General features: G+C 60.3%; 18 protein-coding genes. 5 read left to right on the top strand and 13 right to left on the bottom strand.

Features of this window, described 5'->3' with window-relative positions; translation table 11 throughout:
* The coding region (locus NW822_RS10360; RefSeq protein WP_414404372.1) for a LysM peptidoglycan-binding domain-containing protein at positions 1–1,109 on the bottom strand (1,109 nt) is incomplete at its 3' end.
* A 475-nt stretch (positions 1,110–1,584) separates the two neighbouring features.
* Between NW822_RS10360 and cysS the strand changes: the two genes are divergently transcribed.
* Positions 1,585–3,081, top strand: a complete 1,497-nt coding sequence (gene cysS, locus NW822_RS10355; RefSeq protein ID WP_414360572.1) for a cysteine--tRNA ligase — start codon at positions 1,585–1,587, stop codon at positions 3,079–3,081.
* A gap of 19 nt (positions 3,082–3,100) precedes the next feature.
* Here cysS and NW822_RS10350 read toward each other — a convergent pair whose 3' ends face one another.
* From NW822_RS10350 to NW822_RS10315, 8 genes are all read right to left on the bottom strand, one after another.
* Positions 3,101–4,627 carry a S10 family peptidase gene (locus NW822_RS10350; RefSeq protein ID WP_414404371.1) on the bottom strand — a complete coding sequence of 509 codons (1,527 nt, stop codon included), beginning with the start codon at positions 4,625–4,627 and terminating at the stop codon, positions 3,101–3,103.
* Positions 4,628–4,812: 185 nt separating this feature from the next.
* On the bottom strand, positions 4,813–5,406 hold the full coding sequence (locus NW822_RS10345) for a hypothetical protein (RefSeq protein WP_414360575.1): 594 nt from the start codon (positions 5,404–5,406) through the stop codon (positions 4,813–4,815).
* A gap of 269 nt (positions 5,407–5,675) precedes the next feature.
* Positions 5,676–6,155, bottom strand: a complete 480-nt coding sequence (gene sufU, locus NW822_RS10340) for a Fe-S cluster assembly sulfur transfer protein SufU (protein WP_414360577.1) — start codon at positions 6,153–6,155, stop codon at positions 5,676–5,678.
* Between the two features lie 236 nt (positions 6,156–6,391).
* Positions 6,392–7,117, bottom strand: a complete 726-nt coding sequence (locus NW822_RS10335) for a DUF1995 family protein (RefSeq protein WP_414360579.1) — start codon at positions 7,115–7,117, stop codon at positions 6,392–6,394.
* Between the two features lie 23 nt (positions 7,118–7,140).
* Positions 7,141–7,605, bottom strand: a complete 465-nt coding sequence (locus NW822_RS10330) for a GUN4 domain-containing protein (protein WP_414360580.1) — start codon at positions 7,603–7,605, stop codon at positions 7,141–7,143.
* 40 nt (positions 7,606–7,645) lie between these two features.
* On the bottom strand, positions 7,646–8,173 hold the full coding sequence (locus NW822_RS10325; RefSeq protein WP_414404370.1) for a hypothetical protein: 528 nt from the start codon (positions 8,171–8,173) through the stop codon (positions 7,646–7,648).
* A 169-nt stretch (positions 8,174–8,342) separates the two neighbouring features.
* Positions 8,343–10,298: a bifunctional metallophosphatase/5'-nucleotidase gene (locus NW822_RS10320; protein WP_414404369.1), complete on the bottom strand. Its 1,956-nt coding sequence runs from the start codon at positions 10,296–10,298 to the stop codon at positions 8,343–8,345.
* A 204-nt stretch (positions 10,299–10,502) separates the two neighbouring features.
* Complete coding sequence (locus tag NW822_RS10315) at positions 10,503–10,856, bottom strand: MGMT family protein (RefSeq protein WP_414360586.1); 354 nt, start codon at positions 10,854–10,856, stop codon at positions 10,503–10,505.
* Positions 10,857–10,918: 62 nt separating this feature from the next.
* Here NW822_RS10315 and NW822_RS10310 point away from each other — a divergent pair, with 62 nt between their 5' ends.
* From NW822_RS10310 to ndk, 3 genes are all read left to right on the top strand, one after another.
* A complete protein-coding gene (locus NW822_RS10310; RefSeq protein WP_414360588.1) occupies positions 10,919–11,431 on the top strand; it encodes a hypothetical protein in 513 nt (170 codons plus the stop codon).
* A gap of 74 nt (positions 11,432–11,505) precedes the next feature.
* A complete protein-coding gene (locus NW822_RS10305; RefSeq protein WP_414404368.1) occupies positions 11,506–12,165 on the top strand; it encodes a HupE/UreJ family protein in 660 nt (219 codons plus the stop codon).
* A gap of 74 nt (positions 12,166–12,239) precedes the next feature.
* Positions 12,240–12,695 (top strand): nucleoside-diphosphate kinase, encoded by a 456-nt coding sequence (gene ndk, locus NW822_RS10300; protein ID WP_414360590.1) that lies wholly within the window; start codon positions 12,240–12,242, stop codon positions 12,693–12,695.
* 15 nt (positions 12,696–12,710) lie between these two features.
* Here ndk and NW822_RS10295 read toward each other — a convergent pair whose 3' ends face one another.
* Positions 12,711–13,136, bottom strand: a complete 426-nt coding sequence (locus NW822_RS10295; RefSeq protein ID WP_414404367.1) for an NfeD family protein — start codon at positions 13,134–13,136, stop codon at positions 12,711–12,713.
* Positions 13,137–13,275: 139 nt separating this feature from the next.
* Entirely contained in the window at positions 13,276–13,464 is a 189-nt protein-coding gene (locus tag NW822_RS10290; RefSeq protein WP_414360594.1) for a hypothetical protein, read from the bottom strand.
* Between the two features lie 142 nt (positions 13,465–13,606).
* Between NW822_RS10290 and NW822_RS10285 the strand changes: the two genes are divergently transcribed.
* Entirely contained in the window at positions 13,607–13,795 is a 189-nt protein-coding gene (locus tag NW822_RS10285; RefSeq protein WP_414360596.1) for a hypothetical protein, read from the top strand.
* Here NW822_RS10285 and NW822_RS10280 read toward each other — a convergent pair.
* Together NW822_RS10280 and leuD are read right to left on the bottom strand one after the other, a co-directional pair.
* Positions 13,777–14,853, bottom strand: coding sequence for an SAM-dependent methyltransferase (locus tag NW822_RS10280; protein ID WP_414404366.1), 1,077 nt, complete (start codon positions 14,851–14,853; stop codon positions 13,777–13,779). The genes NW822_RS10285 and NW822_RS10280 overlap by 19 nt on opposite strands.
* Entirely contained in the window at positions 14,850–15,452 is a 603-nt protein-coding gene (gene leuD / locus NW822_RS10275) for a 3-isopropylmalate dehydratase small subunit (RefSeq protein WP_414360600.1), read from the bottom strand. The genes NW822_RS10280 and leuD overlap by 4 nt, the downstream gene beginning before the upstream one ends.
* Positions 15,453–15,466: the final 14 nt, after the last annotated feature.

The raw sequence follows: 15,466 nt of genomic DNA, 5'->3' as shown, positions 1-15,466 counted from the left end.
CGCGGGGGGGGGGGGGGGCCACCGGGGGCACACCCCCGGCGGCCCCCGGCCTGCGGGGGGGGGTGCGGGGGGGGCCTGGTCGGGGGGGGGGGGGGGGCGGGGGGGGGGGGGGCGGGAATCGTTAGGCGCTGGCCAATGCGCAGCCAATGGGGGTTGGGCAGGTTGTTAGCCTGGATAATTGACCGCTGCGTCACCCCGTAGCGAGCAGCAATCCGCTCGATGGTGTCGCCGGCTCTCACGGTGTGGGTCAAAAGGGCCTGCCCTGCTGGCAGCCTCTGCTGGGCTCGGCGTGGCCGCTCAGTTTGTAAGCGAGCTTGTGCCTCTGCTTGGCGCTGGGCTTCCTCTTCCTGGCGGCGGCGCTCTTCCGCTTCGCGGGCTTTTTGAGCGGCAATTCTCTCCTTCTCCCGCCGGATTAGCTCGCCCACATCACCGGGGATGAGCAGCCGCTGGCCAATACGTAAATATTCAGGCCGCTCCAGAGGGGTGGCCTCAATAATTCGTTGCTGCGGAACTTGATAGCGCTTGGCAATACCTTCCAGGGTATCGCCTGCCTTGACGGTGTAGATTAACCCCGGCTGGCTAGGGATCAGCAGTTTCTGCCCTGGCTTTAGCTCAGTTCTAGCCTGCAGGCCGTTGGAAACGGCGATGGCAGCAGCATCGAGCTGATACCTCTGGGTTAGGTGCCAGAGGGTTTCTCCTGGCTGCACCTCATGCTCGAGAATGCCTCGGGGCCCTTCCCCTGTTGGGATTTGACCAGCCTCGAGGGCTTGCCGCAGTTGGGCTTTTTTGAGCTCGTAGTTCTGCTGCAGGGCGCCGGAGAGGGTATGCACTGAGGGTGGGATCAGCTCGGCTAGCTCTGCTCCCAAAGGGTAACGAGACAGCTGGCGTTGCTGCAGAGTAGCAGCCCCCGCCACACCCAACATGAGTAAAAGACCGGTGGCCCAGGCTGGATACCCTCGGTAAGCAACCCCCGGCGAGGGAGCTGCCCTCTCGGAGGAGCCCGGCTCCTCAGCGGAACTCGGCAGCGGCTCCTGCCAAACCTCTGCTCTGGGATCCGCCTTCAGCTTTAGGAGCCACACCAGGCTGGCTAAGCTGAGAGAGAGGGCCAAGCCAGCCCACCAACGTCTGGATAGGGCGGAGAACGTTTCAGGATCCCACTCCTTGCCTCCTTCCCCAGAGGGATCTGGAGCTGGCGGGATTCCTACCGAATCCTCAGCCGGAGAGAAAGTCCTAGGGGTATCTAGCTCCTCCCTCTGAGAATCTGAGAAGGTTAATTTTGGAGGCATCCTCACACCACTAGGTAGAGTGCAAGAGAAGAAGTAACCTCTTGGCCCCGCGCCTCGCTTGAAAGCAGCAAGGCTCAAGCCAATGTAACGAATCAGTTTGCACTCTGGTTAGGTTACCGTAGTTGGTAAATCTAGACAAGTCTTCGCAGGTAATTCCAGCTACGATGGTTGCACTACGATGATTTCAGCCTTCTACCTCTTGCAATTTTGCCTAGCCTTATCCCGGGGAGGACGGCGCCTTGGAAAGTAGAGTCCACTTTGCTGTACTTAAAGTTACAACTACAAGCTAGGGCTTTCCATGACTTTAGTTGTCTATAACACTTTGACTCGCCGCAAAGAAGTCTTCCAGCCCCTTGCTGCTAGTGAGGTGGCGGAGGGGGAAAAGCCACTGGTGCGGATGTACGTCTGCGGTGTTACAGTTTACGACCTCTGCCACCTGGGTCACGCGCGCGCCTATGTGGTGTGGGACATGGTGCGCCGTTACCTAGAGTGGCGGGGCTACTGGGTCAAGTATGTGCAGAACTTTACCGATGTGGACGACAAGATCCTCAAGCGGGCACTGGAGCGGGGCGAATCGATGCAGGCGGTGGCGGAACGCTTCATCGCCGAGTACTTCCAGGACATGGATCGCCTCAACGTCAAGCGGGCCGATCTCTACCCCCGGGCAACCCAATCCCTGCCGGCAATGTTCGAGCTAATCCAGGCGCTAGAGCTCAAGGGCTTTGCCTATCGGGTACGGGATCCGCAGGGGAAAATCCCAGGCTATAGCGTCTACTACACTGTCCGTAAATTCCCAGACTACGGTCAACTCTCCGGTTGCAAGCTGGAGGAGCTGGAGGCAGGGGCCAGTGGCCGGGTAGGGGAGGAAGGGGCTGGCAAACGAGATCCCTGGGATTTTGCTCTTTGGAAAGCGGTTCCCCCTTCCGAGCCGGGGTTTGAGTCTCCCTGGGGCTGGGGACGTCCGGGCTGGCACATCGAATGTTCGGCCATGGTGCGGGAAAACTTGGGGGATCACATCGACATTCACGCCGGCGGGGCCGATCTCATTTTTCCCCACCACGAGAATGAGCTCGCCCAATCCGAGCCGATTACCGGCAAGCCGCTGGCCAAGTACTGGCTGCACAACGGCTTTGTCAACGTCAACGGCCAGAAGATGTCCAAATCTTTGGGCAACTTCACCACCCTGCGCCAGGCGCTTGCCGTCTATCACCCTATGGCCCTGCGGCTGTTCTTGTTGCAGACCCACTACCGCAGCCCGATTGACCTCACCGAGGCTGGAATGCAGGCGGCTAGCCGCGGCTGGGAAACCCTCGAGAAAGGGATCCACTGCGCCGAGCAGTTTTGCCAAGGGGAGACAGCCTCCCCTGATCCCAAGGCGATGCAAGCCTTCCAAGCGGCTATGGACGATGACTTTGGCACCCCTGGGGCCCTGGCTGTTGCTTTTGAACTGGCCAAGGAACTGATCCGTGAGCACAACCTGTTGACCCACCAGGGCTACACCCAGCTGGAGCCGCAGGTACTCGGGCAAAAGGGTGCTGCCCTGTTGGAGATCTTAGCTACGCTGGGCTTTTGCTGGTTGCAGCCGGCTGTAGCTGCTCCAGGCCAGGCAAGCGCCCTCCAGAAAGAGGGGCTGCCTCTGCCGCAGGAGCAGATCGAAGAGTTGGTGGCGCAGCGCACGGCTGCCCGCAGGGCGAAAAACTTTGCCGAGGCGGATCGGATTCGAGAGCAGCTAAAGGCCCTGGGGATTACCCTCATCGATCAAAAAGATGGCACCACCCGTTGGCTGCGGGAGTAGGAAGCCTGAGGTGAGCCGCCTACCCCGAAAGGCTAGCAATGGCCTTGTGGTAGAACTGGCGCATCTCAGCAAACCACTCCACCCGCGAGGGATCCCAGGTGTAGAACATGTGGCCGCCGCGGTAGTGGCGCAAGAGGAGGTTGGCCCTAAGGCGAGGATCCAGCTTCATCAAGTCCACCAGGTGGTTAGAGGCAAAGTAGGGCGTAACCAAATCGTAGAAGCCGTGGTGAATGCTCACCCGCAAGTGGGGATTGAGAGCCATGCTGCTGCGCAGCTCGTCCATAGCGCCAATGAACCCCTGCTTGAGCTCCCCTTTGGGGGTAAAGCGCCAGGACTTGAACACCTCTAGGTTGAGGAGGTGGTAGGTCAAGTCTGTGTCCACCTGGAGGGTCTCCCGCAGGTGGCTGTTGATGGCGGCAGTAAACAGGCGATCCACCCCATCCAAGGTGGGATCGGATCCTGCAAAGGTAGGCCGATCCGGAAAGGGATCCACGGTGGTTACCGAGGCATCGTAGAGCCCCAACACCAACCGCTGGGAGCGCAACAGCTCGCGGGCAAAGCTGGCCGGGTCGATCCGCCCGCCCTTGTGGGCCACATACTCAGGTGAGAGTCCGATCCCTGCCGCCATCTCTGCATAGATGGCTTGCCGCTCTGCCTCTGGCATTGCCTCCCCCATGGCCAGAAGCGGCAACAGGCGTTGCCGGGCAAAGCTTTCTGCTTTGGGCAGCAGGAGCTGCAAATCCTCCCCCCAACCACACCGCCCATGATGGGCTGCTGTGGCTACATAGGAAGGGAAAAGCATTGCCCAGCTGCTGAGGTTGTAATCGTTGGTCTCCAACAACCCAAACTCAAGCGCTGGCGAAATGAGAATGGCCCCTGACAGGCCGACCCCAAACCTGGACTGCAGCTCCTTGGCCAGCCGTGCCACCCGAAACCCACCGTAGCTCTCACCAGCAATAAAAATTGGAGAGAGCCAGCGTTTGTAGCGGGAGAGGAAGCCCTGGATAAACTCGCCTAAGGACTGCAGATCCCGCTCCACATCCCAGAAGGGCGCTTCCTTGGGAGGCTCCTCCTCCTTGTCTAGCGGCTGAGTGGGCTTGGGGGCAGAGGTTGCCACAGCTCCCTGAGACTCTTTGGAAGATGGGGAGTCCTCCGAGATGGCGCGGCTAAAGCCTGTCCCTACTGGGTCGACAAAGACCAGGTCGGTAAAGGGCAGCCAACTTTCGGCGTTATCCACAAGGTGTACCGGCGAGGGGGGCAGACTGCCGTTGGGCCCAAAGCGAATGCGTTTCGGCCCCAGCGCACCCATGTGCAGATAGGCAGAGGCTGCCCCTGGCCCTCCGTTGAAAACAAAAGTAAGAGGGCGGTGCTGGGGCTCAGCGTCCTGGCGCAAATAGGCGACGTGGAAGATCTCCGCTACTGGCTTTTCTCGGCGGAAGAGCCTTTGCCAACCAGCCAAGGCCTTGTAGGGGAAGGGCTCTCCTCCAGCGGTAAAGGTGTGCTCAGTGGTGTGCAGGGCAGGGGTGGACTTGGGTTCTACCGCCATAGGTGTCAGGGATCCGCAATCTAACCGATCCCCAGTCAATCACAAGTTGCCGGCCATCCATCCCTTCCAACCTGCTTCTTTGGCGTTAGTGGCTAGAGCAGCCGGCTTCCCCCTTGATCCACCAGGGGGACCACAAGCTGCGGGCAGGTCAGTGGAGAAGCCACCAACGGTTTTCGGCGGAGCTCCTACAAAGCCAGTGGAGCTTCCAAGGTCAAATAAAAGGACTGGCCAGGGCGTAGCACCACCACCTGGGGAGCCGTGACATTGCCCACCACCCCTCCCGCCACCGCGCCCCCCAGAACGTTACCTAGCGAGAGGTTGCCCGTGAGTGCCCCTAGCACCACACCCGCTGCTGCCCCAATAGCCGCATCTTGGGCAATGGCCTCAGCCGTGGAGTGGCGGGGATCCTTCTCGTCGGGAAGGACGCTGGAAGAAGCCCGCAGGCTGTAGGTGCGACCGCCAAGGACAATGGAAGTGGCCACAAAGCGGGATCCGCCCGCTGCTGGCTCCATTTGCCCGAAAACGCGACTGCCGGCTGGGATCACCAAGCGCCCCTGGCTGTCGAAAATGTTCTGCGTAACGGCCACCTCTAGGGGATAGAGGGTGTCCGGGTAAAAGTACTGCGGCCCTTCGCTGCTGAGGCTGCCGACGGGGATAAGGGTCCCCTGGTCAAGACGGTAGGCACCCAATTCAAAAAGGGTCTGGGCCTCCACTGGCAGAGAGGCTAGGCCAGGGATCCCGGTTAAACCAATCGTGACTGCTACTAGAATGGCTCTCATTGCAAAATCTCTGCTTCGGCCAACGTTATCCAGCCAAAGTTCTGGCTCTTTTTTTGTCTTCAACTTTAAGCGGTTCTCGTTGCCTAGCGCTTGCCTTCACAAACGGGGCTTCTGCAGCAGCCAGAGTTCTGTTGCTACTGGATGTGGCTATGAGCCTCGCCCTGGACTCGTAGACACCCCCCGCGAAGATAGGGTAGGCTGCCCTACAGCCCCGCCGTGGGACCTCCCTGGCCCCTTCGTGGAGGGACTAGCAGGAGTGCAGGAGGAGGTCACTCAACGTTTTCGTTGCTTACAAACCCTGACTCCTCTGCAGAGCCAGGGGATTGCAGCGCGTGCTTGAGAGCATGCCATGCCAGGTTGGCACACTTGATGCGCACTGGGAACTGGGCGACCCCCTTCATGGCATTCAGGAAGCGGTACTCTCGGGGAAATTCTTCGCCGCCGCGCATCATGGCCTGAAAGCGCTCCACCAACTGCAGCGCTTCGGGAATAGTACGCCCCCGCACAGCATCAGCCATTAAATCGGCAGAAGCCATAGCAATAGCGCAACCTTCCCCCTCGAATTTGACATCGACAATCTGCTCCTGGTTGGGATCCAGCTGCAAAGTGAGATCAACTGTGTCGCCACAGGAGGGGTTATGGCCGCGTTGGTGGCGGTGAACCGGATTTACCCTGCCAAAGTTGCGAGGCTTTCTGTAGCGCTCGAGAATCACTTGTTGGTAGAGTCCGCGCAGGTTGTCAAGAGGCATTGTTGTTCCCAGCTAATCAACACCTGAGGAGTTGCGTTCGGGCAACATCCTCCCTTTCCAGGAGCCTGGGGAAGCAGCCCCCTCGGATGGTTTGGCGAGATCTAAGTTAATCTTAACTTTGTTCTCAGCTGAGACTAGGCCTGCAGAGGGTGCAAGCTATCTAAGCAGGAGCTCTGGCCAGGCTACTTGGGGAACAATGGTGCGCCGCCCGGCCAACGCAAGCGCATCAAAACGCATCAAAGGGATCCCAACCAGCGCCGCCAGCTCCACCAGGGAGCCCCTCTTCTGCGGGCCCGGAACAGCTCGGCCACTTCTTCGCCGCTGGGCCGAGCTCTAAAGGTCTGGAGGACGCTGTAGCAGCCGTCTTCCTCCTCCTGCCACACACTCCAGGGATCCGGATAGGCGCGAAACAGAGCCCCTCCCACCAGTGAGCGCAGATAGTAGCTGGTCTCAAAGGTACTCAGGAAGCGCTGCCGCAGCCGCCGGCCCGCCAACCCCACTCCCACCGTGGCGGCGTCTTGAAGCTGGGGGTTGAGGAGCACCACAGGCTTGGGATCCCGGCCTTTGGCCGGATCCCCGCCGCTGACCGCCTGGCAGACCCGCTCCACCTGGTCCAAGTTGTAGACTGCTGGCATGACGAAAAGGAGGCTCTGTTCTGGTGTAGGTTGGGTGCGGGCAGTCAGGCTCTGCAGTTGCACTCCTTCGGGAAGGGATCCCCACTCCCGCTGGGCTAGGGCTGCTCCGCCGGCATCGCTAAACAACACCAAAGCCGGTGGCTGGAGCAGCTGCAAGAACGGCCGGGCCAAGACCTCTGGTTTAATCTCAGGAGCAAGAAGCTCAATGAGCAAACGGCGATACCCCGCCTGTATGGCCAGCTGCGTGGCCTGAATGGCCTGCTCACAGGCCTGGGCCAGGTCGACAGGCAAGTGGGGAAATTGGGTTAGTTGTAGGTGCTCGGCCACAGTTCAATCCCACTAGAAGACACTTAGCCGGACGACTCTTCCCAAGCCCTGTGGGTGAGCAACTCCTCCAGCACCCGTACCCCCCGCAGTTGGTTGGAAAGGGGCAGGTGACCCTTGGGAGCAGAGAGATCCCAGGTAAACTCCTCAGGATAGCGGGTCCAGTGGTAGCCTTGCTTCCAGCCAATGAGCGACCAAAAGCGCTCCCAATTGCGATTTACCCCCAGCCACAGCTGCCGCTGCACCGAGTAGCCGAAGCGATCCCCAGAAGCCGCCCGCCACAGGGCATCGATGGTGCGCAAATCCTCCACTGGGATCCGGCTTACCTCAGAAAAGTACAACCAGCCCCGCCGCAGTGCCCCCTCTCCTGCTGCTTGACACAGCAATTGTAGACTTAGGCGATCCGCCTCCCGCCAGGCTCCTGCCAACAACAGCTCCTGCAAAGGCCGGTAGTCGATGTTCAGGGCCGAAATCAGAGGCACAGCTACCATTGCCCAGTTGCCGAAGGTCTTCCTCGATATCTTAGTCCCCTCAGCTTTCGGGCGGGTACTGGGGCGGATCCCCAAAGATGAGGCGATAGCCGATGTAGGCCACCCCCACCAGCCCCGCTAGAATCCACAAGAAGGTCGAGAAGGGCAGATAGGAAAAAAAGATCACATAGACCCGGCGGCTAAGCCAAGAGAGAATGAGATAGGCCGCTGCCACGAGGCCGATCCCTTGCAGAGTGCGGAAAGCCGGCACCCGCGAGAGCGGCATGCGCTGGCGGGCCACCCAGATGGAGGCGAGAAAATAGTAGGGAGGCACCAGCAACAGGAACATATCCGCCTGCTTGACCACTGCCTGCCAGCCAGCTGTGTTGGTGGCGTAGGCCAGGTAGCCAGCCCAGAGGACGAGGCTTACCGCTGCTAGGCCAAGGTTTAAGCTAAGCAAAAAAGGCTCTTCCCACTGCCCCGGGATCCAGTGGCAGAGAACCCAAACCAACCAGGGGGCGGCAAAGAGCAAGATGGCAATCGTTGGGCCGTTGGTGTTGAGCTGCGTGAAAAACGTTTCCAGCGTCATACAAAAAATGTCAATTTCTCTCGCTAGTAGTGTAGTTCCAATCCTTGCCCAAAATCTGTCAACAAGGTGGTAGGCATCAAGTCTTTCCGACAACCGGAAGAGTCCTTCTCCCAAGCCAACACCCCTCCCCCACGAAGGAGAGGGGCAACTGGCTGGACAACGGCTCAAACTACAGACCTTGCAGCACTGTGTCCTGGCGCACCGAGAGGTTCTGGATGCGGGTATCCTGGGCAGCCGGTGTGTCGGCTTGGGTAAACACCCCGATCTGCCGCAGGTAGCGAGCTAGAGCATCCTGTTCGCTGCCGGGAGTATCGAAGGTGAGGCCGGAACTGGGGGCCAAGTTCACCCGGTTGGGGTTAGACAGGCGCGGGAAGGGGTAGTCATCCCCACCGTTGGCCAAGAAGTCCAGGGTCACCAGGCGGAAGGTACGGCGGGGATCCCCTTGCAGCTGGCCGTTGCGCACCACTACATCAGGGCCCCTGGGGGTATCCACCCGCAAAGAAACTACGCGGGATCCCGGTGGCCGCGAGGGATCAAAGCTGAAGGCAAAGCCGCCAATCTGCGGGAAGCGGCCTGGTGTAGCCCCTGGCTGGGTTTGGGCCACTCCATGTTCTATCAATTGCTTCAGCTCCTCAGCGGTGACGGTTACCAGCGACAGGCCGTTGTTAAAGGCCAGAGCGGTTTCGATATCCAGTTGCGAAATTTGGCCTGCCTGCTTGCCGGCATCGGGGTTGGCCAGCGGAGGGATCCGCCGCACCGGCTCGCCGCCGCCGCCACCGGTGGTAGCTCCGATGGGAGCGCGAATGCCGCCGCCGTTTTTTAGAGAGATGACCGTGGTGGGGTCAACCGTTCTGGCGTAGGCCAAGTTGGCATCAGCCGTGAGGTTGCCCAGGTTGGTTTCCTCGGTGCGTACCTCGGCCCGCAGGCCGTTGAGGAACTGCGTTGTGGAGCCAAAGATGCGTCCATCCTTGGTGCGGATGATGTTGCCGATCTCGTTGGCCACCCGCACCACCTCAGGGTTGGGAGTGCCGCCTACGGCTGCTACCCCTTGCTCGTCGGTGGCATAGGCGCCGCTTACCGGATCAATGCGGGCAATCACCCCGTTGGCGTCGAAGCCAACCACCAAGCGGCCCACGTAGCGGTAGTTGGCGCCGGTGTTGACCACCGCCACCGGCTGGCCACTGGCGGAGGAGCGCAGAATGGGGTAGTCGCCCGTGCGCACATCCCCAGGGCGCAGGCGGTCGGTGGGCTTGGCAATCACCCGATGGGAGCCCCCTGCAATGATGACGTCCACATCCCGCAACTGGCTGGCCAGGGCCACCTCGTTTTGGAGCTGCTGCAGGTGGGCCAGGAGGATGATCTTGTTAATGCCCTGGGCAGTAAGCTGGTTAACGAAATTTTGAATCAAGGCGGCGCTGACCTGGTCACTGTCATCTACTCTGCCTTCCACCCTTACTTCAGGGCCAGGACTGGAAATGGCAGCTAGGCGCGTGGTGGTGGCTCCCACTAGGCCAATTCGCTGTCCCCCTACAGTAATCACAGCGGTTTTGGCAATCTTGCCCGGAATGGAACTGGCCTCTTGCCCATCGGGAGCTAGATCAGTGCTGCTTAATTCGCCGGTGCCGCTAAAGCTGAGGTTGGCGCTTAGGTAGGGAAAGCGGGCGCCCGCATAGCCGCGGCTAGGGTCAGGCCGCAGGAGGTCGCGGAGTTGCCGGGTACCCTGGTCAAACTCGTGGTTGCCAAGAGCAGAGGCCTGAAAGCCAATGGCATTGAGGATCTCGATATCAGCCTTGCCAGGCGTGCGGTCGTAGCGAGCCCGCAGCGAGGGATCGGCGCTGGCGTTGTAGAAGGGGCTGGGAATGTAGTTGTCGCCACTAGAGAGGATCACGGTGTTGGGAAATTGGGGCCGCAGCGCATTCACCACCGCCGAGAAGCGGGGTGCATCCTGAACGGCAGCGATGGAAGCTTCTAAGTCGCTGGCGTGCAAAATCTGCAGCGTGAAGACAGGCGGCTGGGGGGAGAGGGTGACGTTGGGATCCGAGGCAATAAACCCCGCTCCTCCCCCGGCTGGAGGAACTGAGCTGCCGTCGGTGGTACCGCAGGCGTTAGCCAGACCCAGCGCCAAGCAGCACAGCCCAGCCCCAAGGGACTTGGCCAGAGGGTTCAGCCAAGCCGGGAACCCTCCCTTGGCAGGGGCAGACCCTCGCGTGCAACAAGCTGGTTTCATGACCATCCCTACACTCCGTCCACAAGACGCCCTCGCGTTCACGTTACCAGGGCTGGGCGGGAGGTTTTGCTATGGTTTGTTTAAGGTTAGGTCAAGCCCAGGTTAAGCTTGGCTGGGATCCCAGCCAAACTGGTGCAGGTCCACCCGGCCCTCGGCGTCGAAGGGGATCCCTTCGGCTTGGAGCAAGACTTTTTGCAGGTCGTCGTAGCCAAGGCGAAAGGGGGAGTAGGAGATGCGCCCTTGGGCGTTGATCACCCGGTGCCAGGGGATGTCGGTCTTTTGGCCTTGCAGGCGAAACAGGGCATAGCCCACCTGGCGAGCATACCCCGGATAGCCGGCCAGCCGCGCCACCTGCCCATAGGTGGCCACTCGCCCCGGCGGGATCCGCCGCACAACTTCATAGAAGCGCTGGTAGAGGCTGATGGATTGGGCCTCGGTGGGGCAAGCCGGTGTCATAGGGATCCCTACCCAAACTCAGGAGACAATGGAGTTGGCTGATAACAAGCGCAGCTCTTCCTATGAGTTATCTCATTGCCGTCCTGCCGGATCGCATGGCTGCCGAAGCGGCCTACAGCGCCCTGGAACAAGCGGGCTTTCCCGTGGAGCGGCTGCACCTCCTGGGGCGAGGCTACAAAACGGCAGATGAGTTTGGGCTCATCGATCCGGCCCAAGCAGCCCGCCGGCAGATGCAGCGCCTAGCCATTTGGCTGGTGCCCTTTGGCTTCTTGGCGGGAGTGGGGTTCAGCCTCCTCAGCGGCCTGGATACCTTTGCTTGGGCGGGATCCCTGGGCAACCACCTCATTGGCGGCCTATTGGGTGCCCTGGGCGGGGCCATGGGCAGCTTTTTTGTGGGGGGAGGAGTGGGTCTAACCAGTGGCTCTGGCGATGCCCTGGCCTACCGCAACCGCCTCAATGCAGGCAAGTACGTGCTCATTGTGGAGGAAGCAAGCGAAACCCGCCTTCGCGAGGCGACGCGGATTTTGCGCCAATTTGAGCCGGAGAATCTACAAGGGTACAGCGAGCACCTTTGAACTTGACCTAGCTGCCGGTACAGCAAGCTTAGACCCTTTGCGTACGTGCAATTAATTGTGAGGTAGCAAAAAGCATGTTTTGGCAGTGGCGGCGACCTTTGGCCTTGCCTGCTCCAGTGGGCCGCAACTGGGCCGTTGGCCTGGGAGCAGGGATCGCCTGGCTGGCCTCTGGGCCGGCTCTTGCTCACCACGTTTTGGGCGGGAGATTGCCGGCCACAGGATGGGAAGGATTTCTCTCGGGGCTGGCTCACCCTGTTATTGGCTTAGATCACCTGGCCTTTGTGGTGGCCATGGGTCTCATTGCAGCGGGGCAGCCCTGGCGCTACGGGATCCCTTTGGGCTGTGTGCTGGCCAGTCTACTGGGCACCGGGATCCACCTGGCCGGCTGGGATCCCTTGGGGCTGACGGAGTTGGCGATTGCCTGCTCCATAGTTCTCTTTGGCCTACTGCTGGTTCAATCGCGGCAGCTCCCCAGTTGGCTCTTGCTGCTGTGGGGGTCCCTGGCTGGGCTATTCCATGGCTATGCCTATGCCGAAGCCATCCTCGGCGCCGAACCCATGCCCTGGCTGGGCTACTTACTGGGGTTGAGCACCGTGCAATATGGGGTAGCGCTCCTTGCCCTCTGGGCAGCTGAAACCTGGGCAGAGAGGATCCCTGGCTTCATCCGCAGCGCCGGCTGGATGATTGCGATAGTGGGGTCTATATTCCTGACGTTGGCGGTGGTGAGCTCCTAGACACCGTTGCACTGGGGATCCCCAATCCGGTACAAGGATAACGGTGAAGATCAACTCAAACAAGGGGAGATCCCATGGAGCGCACTTTTATCGCCATCAAGCCAGACGGCGTGCAGCGGGGTCTGGTGGGCACCATTATCCAGCGCCTGGAAAGCCGGGGCTACCAATTGGTGGGCCTAAAGCTGGTGCAGGTAAGCCGAGAGCTGGCAGAAGCCCACTACGCTGAACACAAGGAACGCCCTTTCTTCCCCGGCCTGGTAAAGTTTATTACCTCAGGGCCAGTGGTGGCCATGGTCTGGCAGGGCAAAGGAGTGATTGCTGCCGCTCGCAAGCTAATTGGCAAAACCAACCCCCTGGAAGCCGAGCCGGGCACCATCCGCGGCGATTTTGGCATTGATATTGGCCGCAACCTTGTCCACGGTTCTGACGGGCCGGAAACTGCCCAGCGGGAGATTGCCCTTTGGTTTCAAGAATCCGAGCTGGTGAACTGGACGCCTGCCACCCAAAGCTGGATTTACGAAGAGCTGTAGAGCTGCAAAGGGCACTCAAGACTCAAGCATCTGGGCTGGCACTACAATAAGGGTATTGCCCTCGCGCTCGATCACGTAAAGCTCTTGACCAGGTTGGATGGCTAAGTTAGGGATACTGCACTTGGCATTCCAGATGGAGCCGAGATAGGAGACCCGACCCCGCTCACCCGGCGGAATGGCCGTAACTGCCCGCGCTTCTCGCGATTCCTTCAGGAGATCTTCCAACTGCGTTGAAGGAGAGGGCAGCAGACGCCGGCTGAGAATGATTAGCCCAAGGGAGAGCCCAATCCAAGCCAAGAACTGGGCCCAAACTGGCCAACCCCAATGGGCCAAAAGAGCAGCGCCTAGAGCAGCCAAACCCACTGGGCCAGCTACCAGCCCCGGCAAAAACAGCTCGGAGGCAATGAGAACCAACCCAAGAACAATCCAGGGCCAAACCATAGGACCTAGGGATCCCACCACGTTTAGTATGGCTCACAGCCTCCGGATTCTGGGCAGGGATCCCTTTTTCTCCTGGCTAGACTGCCAGCTAGCCACCCAGGGGGTAGGGCTTCAAAAACTGCAAGGGATCCCTCTCCTCCTAAGGGGAATTCTTGGGTAAGTTCCTGGACTCGGCAAGCCGCATCAGGGTTTCCCAGTCTGTGTTCATGATGAAGGCCACCGCCTGAAGGGCTGCTTCTCGGTGGGGGCAGGCCTCGCCTAAAACGCAGCCATCTCGGCAAAGAGTGGCGCAGTCGTGCTCAGGGCTCTTGAGATTTGGGCCAGCCATACCGTCGTTCTCTCCTGGGGTTTTACATTTTCTTTAGGATACCCGACCTGAAGAGAATCTTGCGCCTGCTAGGGATCGGAATGGGCGCAGATAGCCTGGATGAGGTGAGAAGACCGGTTAAGCCCAGAGGAGCAGTGGTCTTATGGAGTTTTCCCAACTGCAAGTGCTGGTGGAGCGGGCTCTGGAAGATAAGAAGCTAACCCGCAGCGAGGTGGATCAAATCATCGCCGCCATCCGGGCCGATGGCAAAATCTCCCCGGAAGAGATGAACTTGCTGGAGTCCATTCGCGAGAAGGTGCTGCGCCGAGAAATTCAGGTGGTGGAAGAGTAAGGGGCGGGGATCTCTTTTTGCAGGTAGAGGGTAACCTCGCTGCGGTTGTGGAACAGGTGGCGGGCTCTCACCACGGAAAAAGCCTTGCCCAAAATGTCCAGCGTTTGCTGCAGCACCCGCAGGCGGGAGCGGCGGGGGAGTTTTAGGGTCATCACGGCTGCCCCCTGCGGCTCCAGATAAGGGGCAAAAGCCACCATCAAATGGGCAGAGGCGCGGCCATCCATGCGCATGTCGTTGAGAATGAGGTGAAACCGCCCCGCGCAGCGAGCCAGATAGGCTTGGGCGCTGAGGCGGTGGTGACAAATGCCGGCATCGGAGCGGAGACGCTTGTCCAGCTCTGCCGGATCCACGGCCGTCACCTGCTGGCCATGCAGGCGCAAAATGCGCGACCAGCCCCCCGGCGCTGCCCCCAGATCTAGGGCCTGCCCTCCTGGGTGCAAAGGGATGCGAAACACCTGGATGGCTTCTAGCAACTTGAACTCAGAGCGGCTAATCTGACAGGGATCGCGGCGGAAGCGGTGAATGCCGCCGGCCCACGTGGAGAGGTTTTGCGCTGCCCGCGACAGGCCCAGCCAAGCTCGGATCCCTGTCGGGTTGGCCAGGATCACCACCGAGATCACCTGTTGGGGATCCCTGACCTGCAGCGGCGCCCCCACTGCTGCCGCCACCTGGGCTGCTAGGGCGGCGTTGACCTGAAAGGGCTTGACGTTGAGCTTGCCAAATAGGCGCGTCTGCACAGAAAAGCTGAGGGCAGGGTCGATGGCCGCCAACAGCTCTTCGTCTAGACAGAGTTGCGCTAGGGATCCCTCGTCCAGCCGAAACTCCCGCTGGATGGGGCAGATGTGGCGCAAAAAAATAGGGGGGTTGGCCTGCCAGGCCTGGGCAAGGTCGGCAAAGGAACGCTGACTGCACACCCACACAAGGCCAGGTGCCTCCGGCAAGGGCTGAAGGACGGCCTCGGGATCCGCCGCCGCAATTTCCCGCCTTGCCAGATCCAGAAAGTTGGGGTCGGCGCTGCCCAGCCACAGGTGAGTAGCAGGGGGAAGAAACCTGCTCACTTGACCCGCTGCCATCGCAGATAGGGCAAAGAAGCAGCCACCTCTTGAATCCGATCCCGGGCGGCCAGCAACTGTCCGGTGGCATCCCACGTCCCCTGCACCAGCATCTGCCAGGCCCCCTGCGGGATTTCAACAGCAGCGGCCTTGTCCTCCCAACGCACCTGTTTGTTGAGCAGATCCAGCGTTAACTGGAGCTGCGGGTTTCTGACCACTGCCTCCTGGAGAGTGTGGATTACGCTCGCAGGTGCTGTTACACAGGGGATCCCCAAACTTAGACAGTTGCCGAAAAAGATCTCGGCAAAGCTTTCGCCAATGAGGGCGCGGATCCCCCACTTGGCCAGGGCCTGGGGGGCATGTTCCCGGCTGGAGCCACAGCCAAAGTTAGCGTTGACCAGCAAGATCTCTGCCCCCTGGTACTGAGGCAGGTCAAAGGGGTGCTGGCCGGCAGCTTGGGCGCGGTCGTCGGCAAACACGTGTTGGCCCAAGCCCTCAAAGGTAACGCATCTTAGGAAGCGGGCTGGGATAATCCGGTCCGTGTCAATGTCATTGCCTACCAGTGGGATCCCTCGACCTGTAATACTTAAAACTTCGCTTGCCATGCAAACCCCTGGCG

Origin of the sequence: Synechococcus sp. H70.2 (assembly GCF_047462275.1) — a bacterium.
Lineage (GTDB): Bacteria > Cyanobacteriota > Cyanobacteriia > Thermostichales > Thermostichaceae > Thermostichus.
Note: the sequence above shows the minus strand (reverse complement) of the source record. Positions and strands in the feature narration are given on the sequence as shown.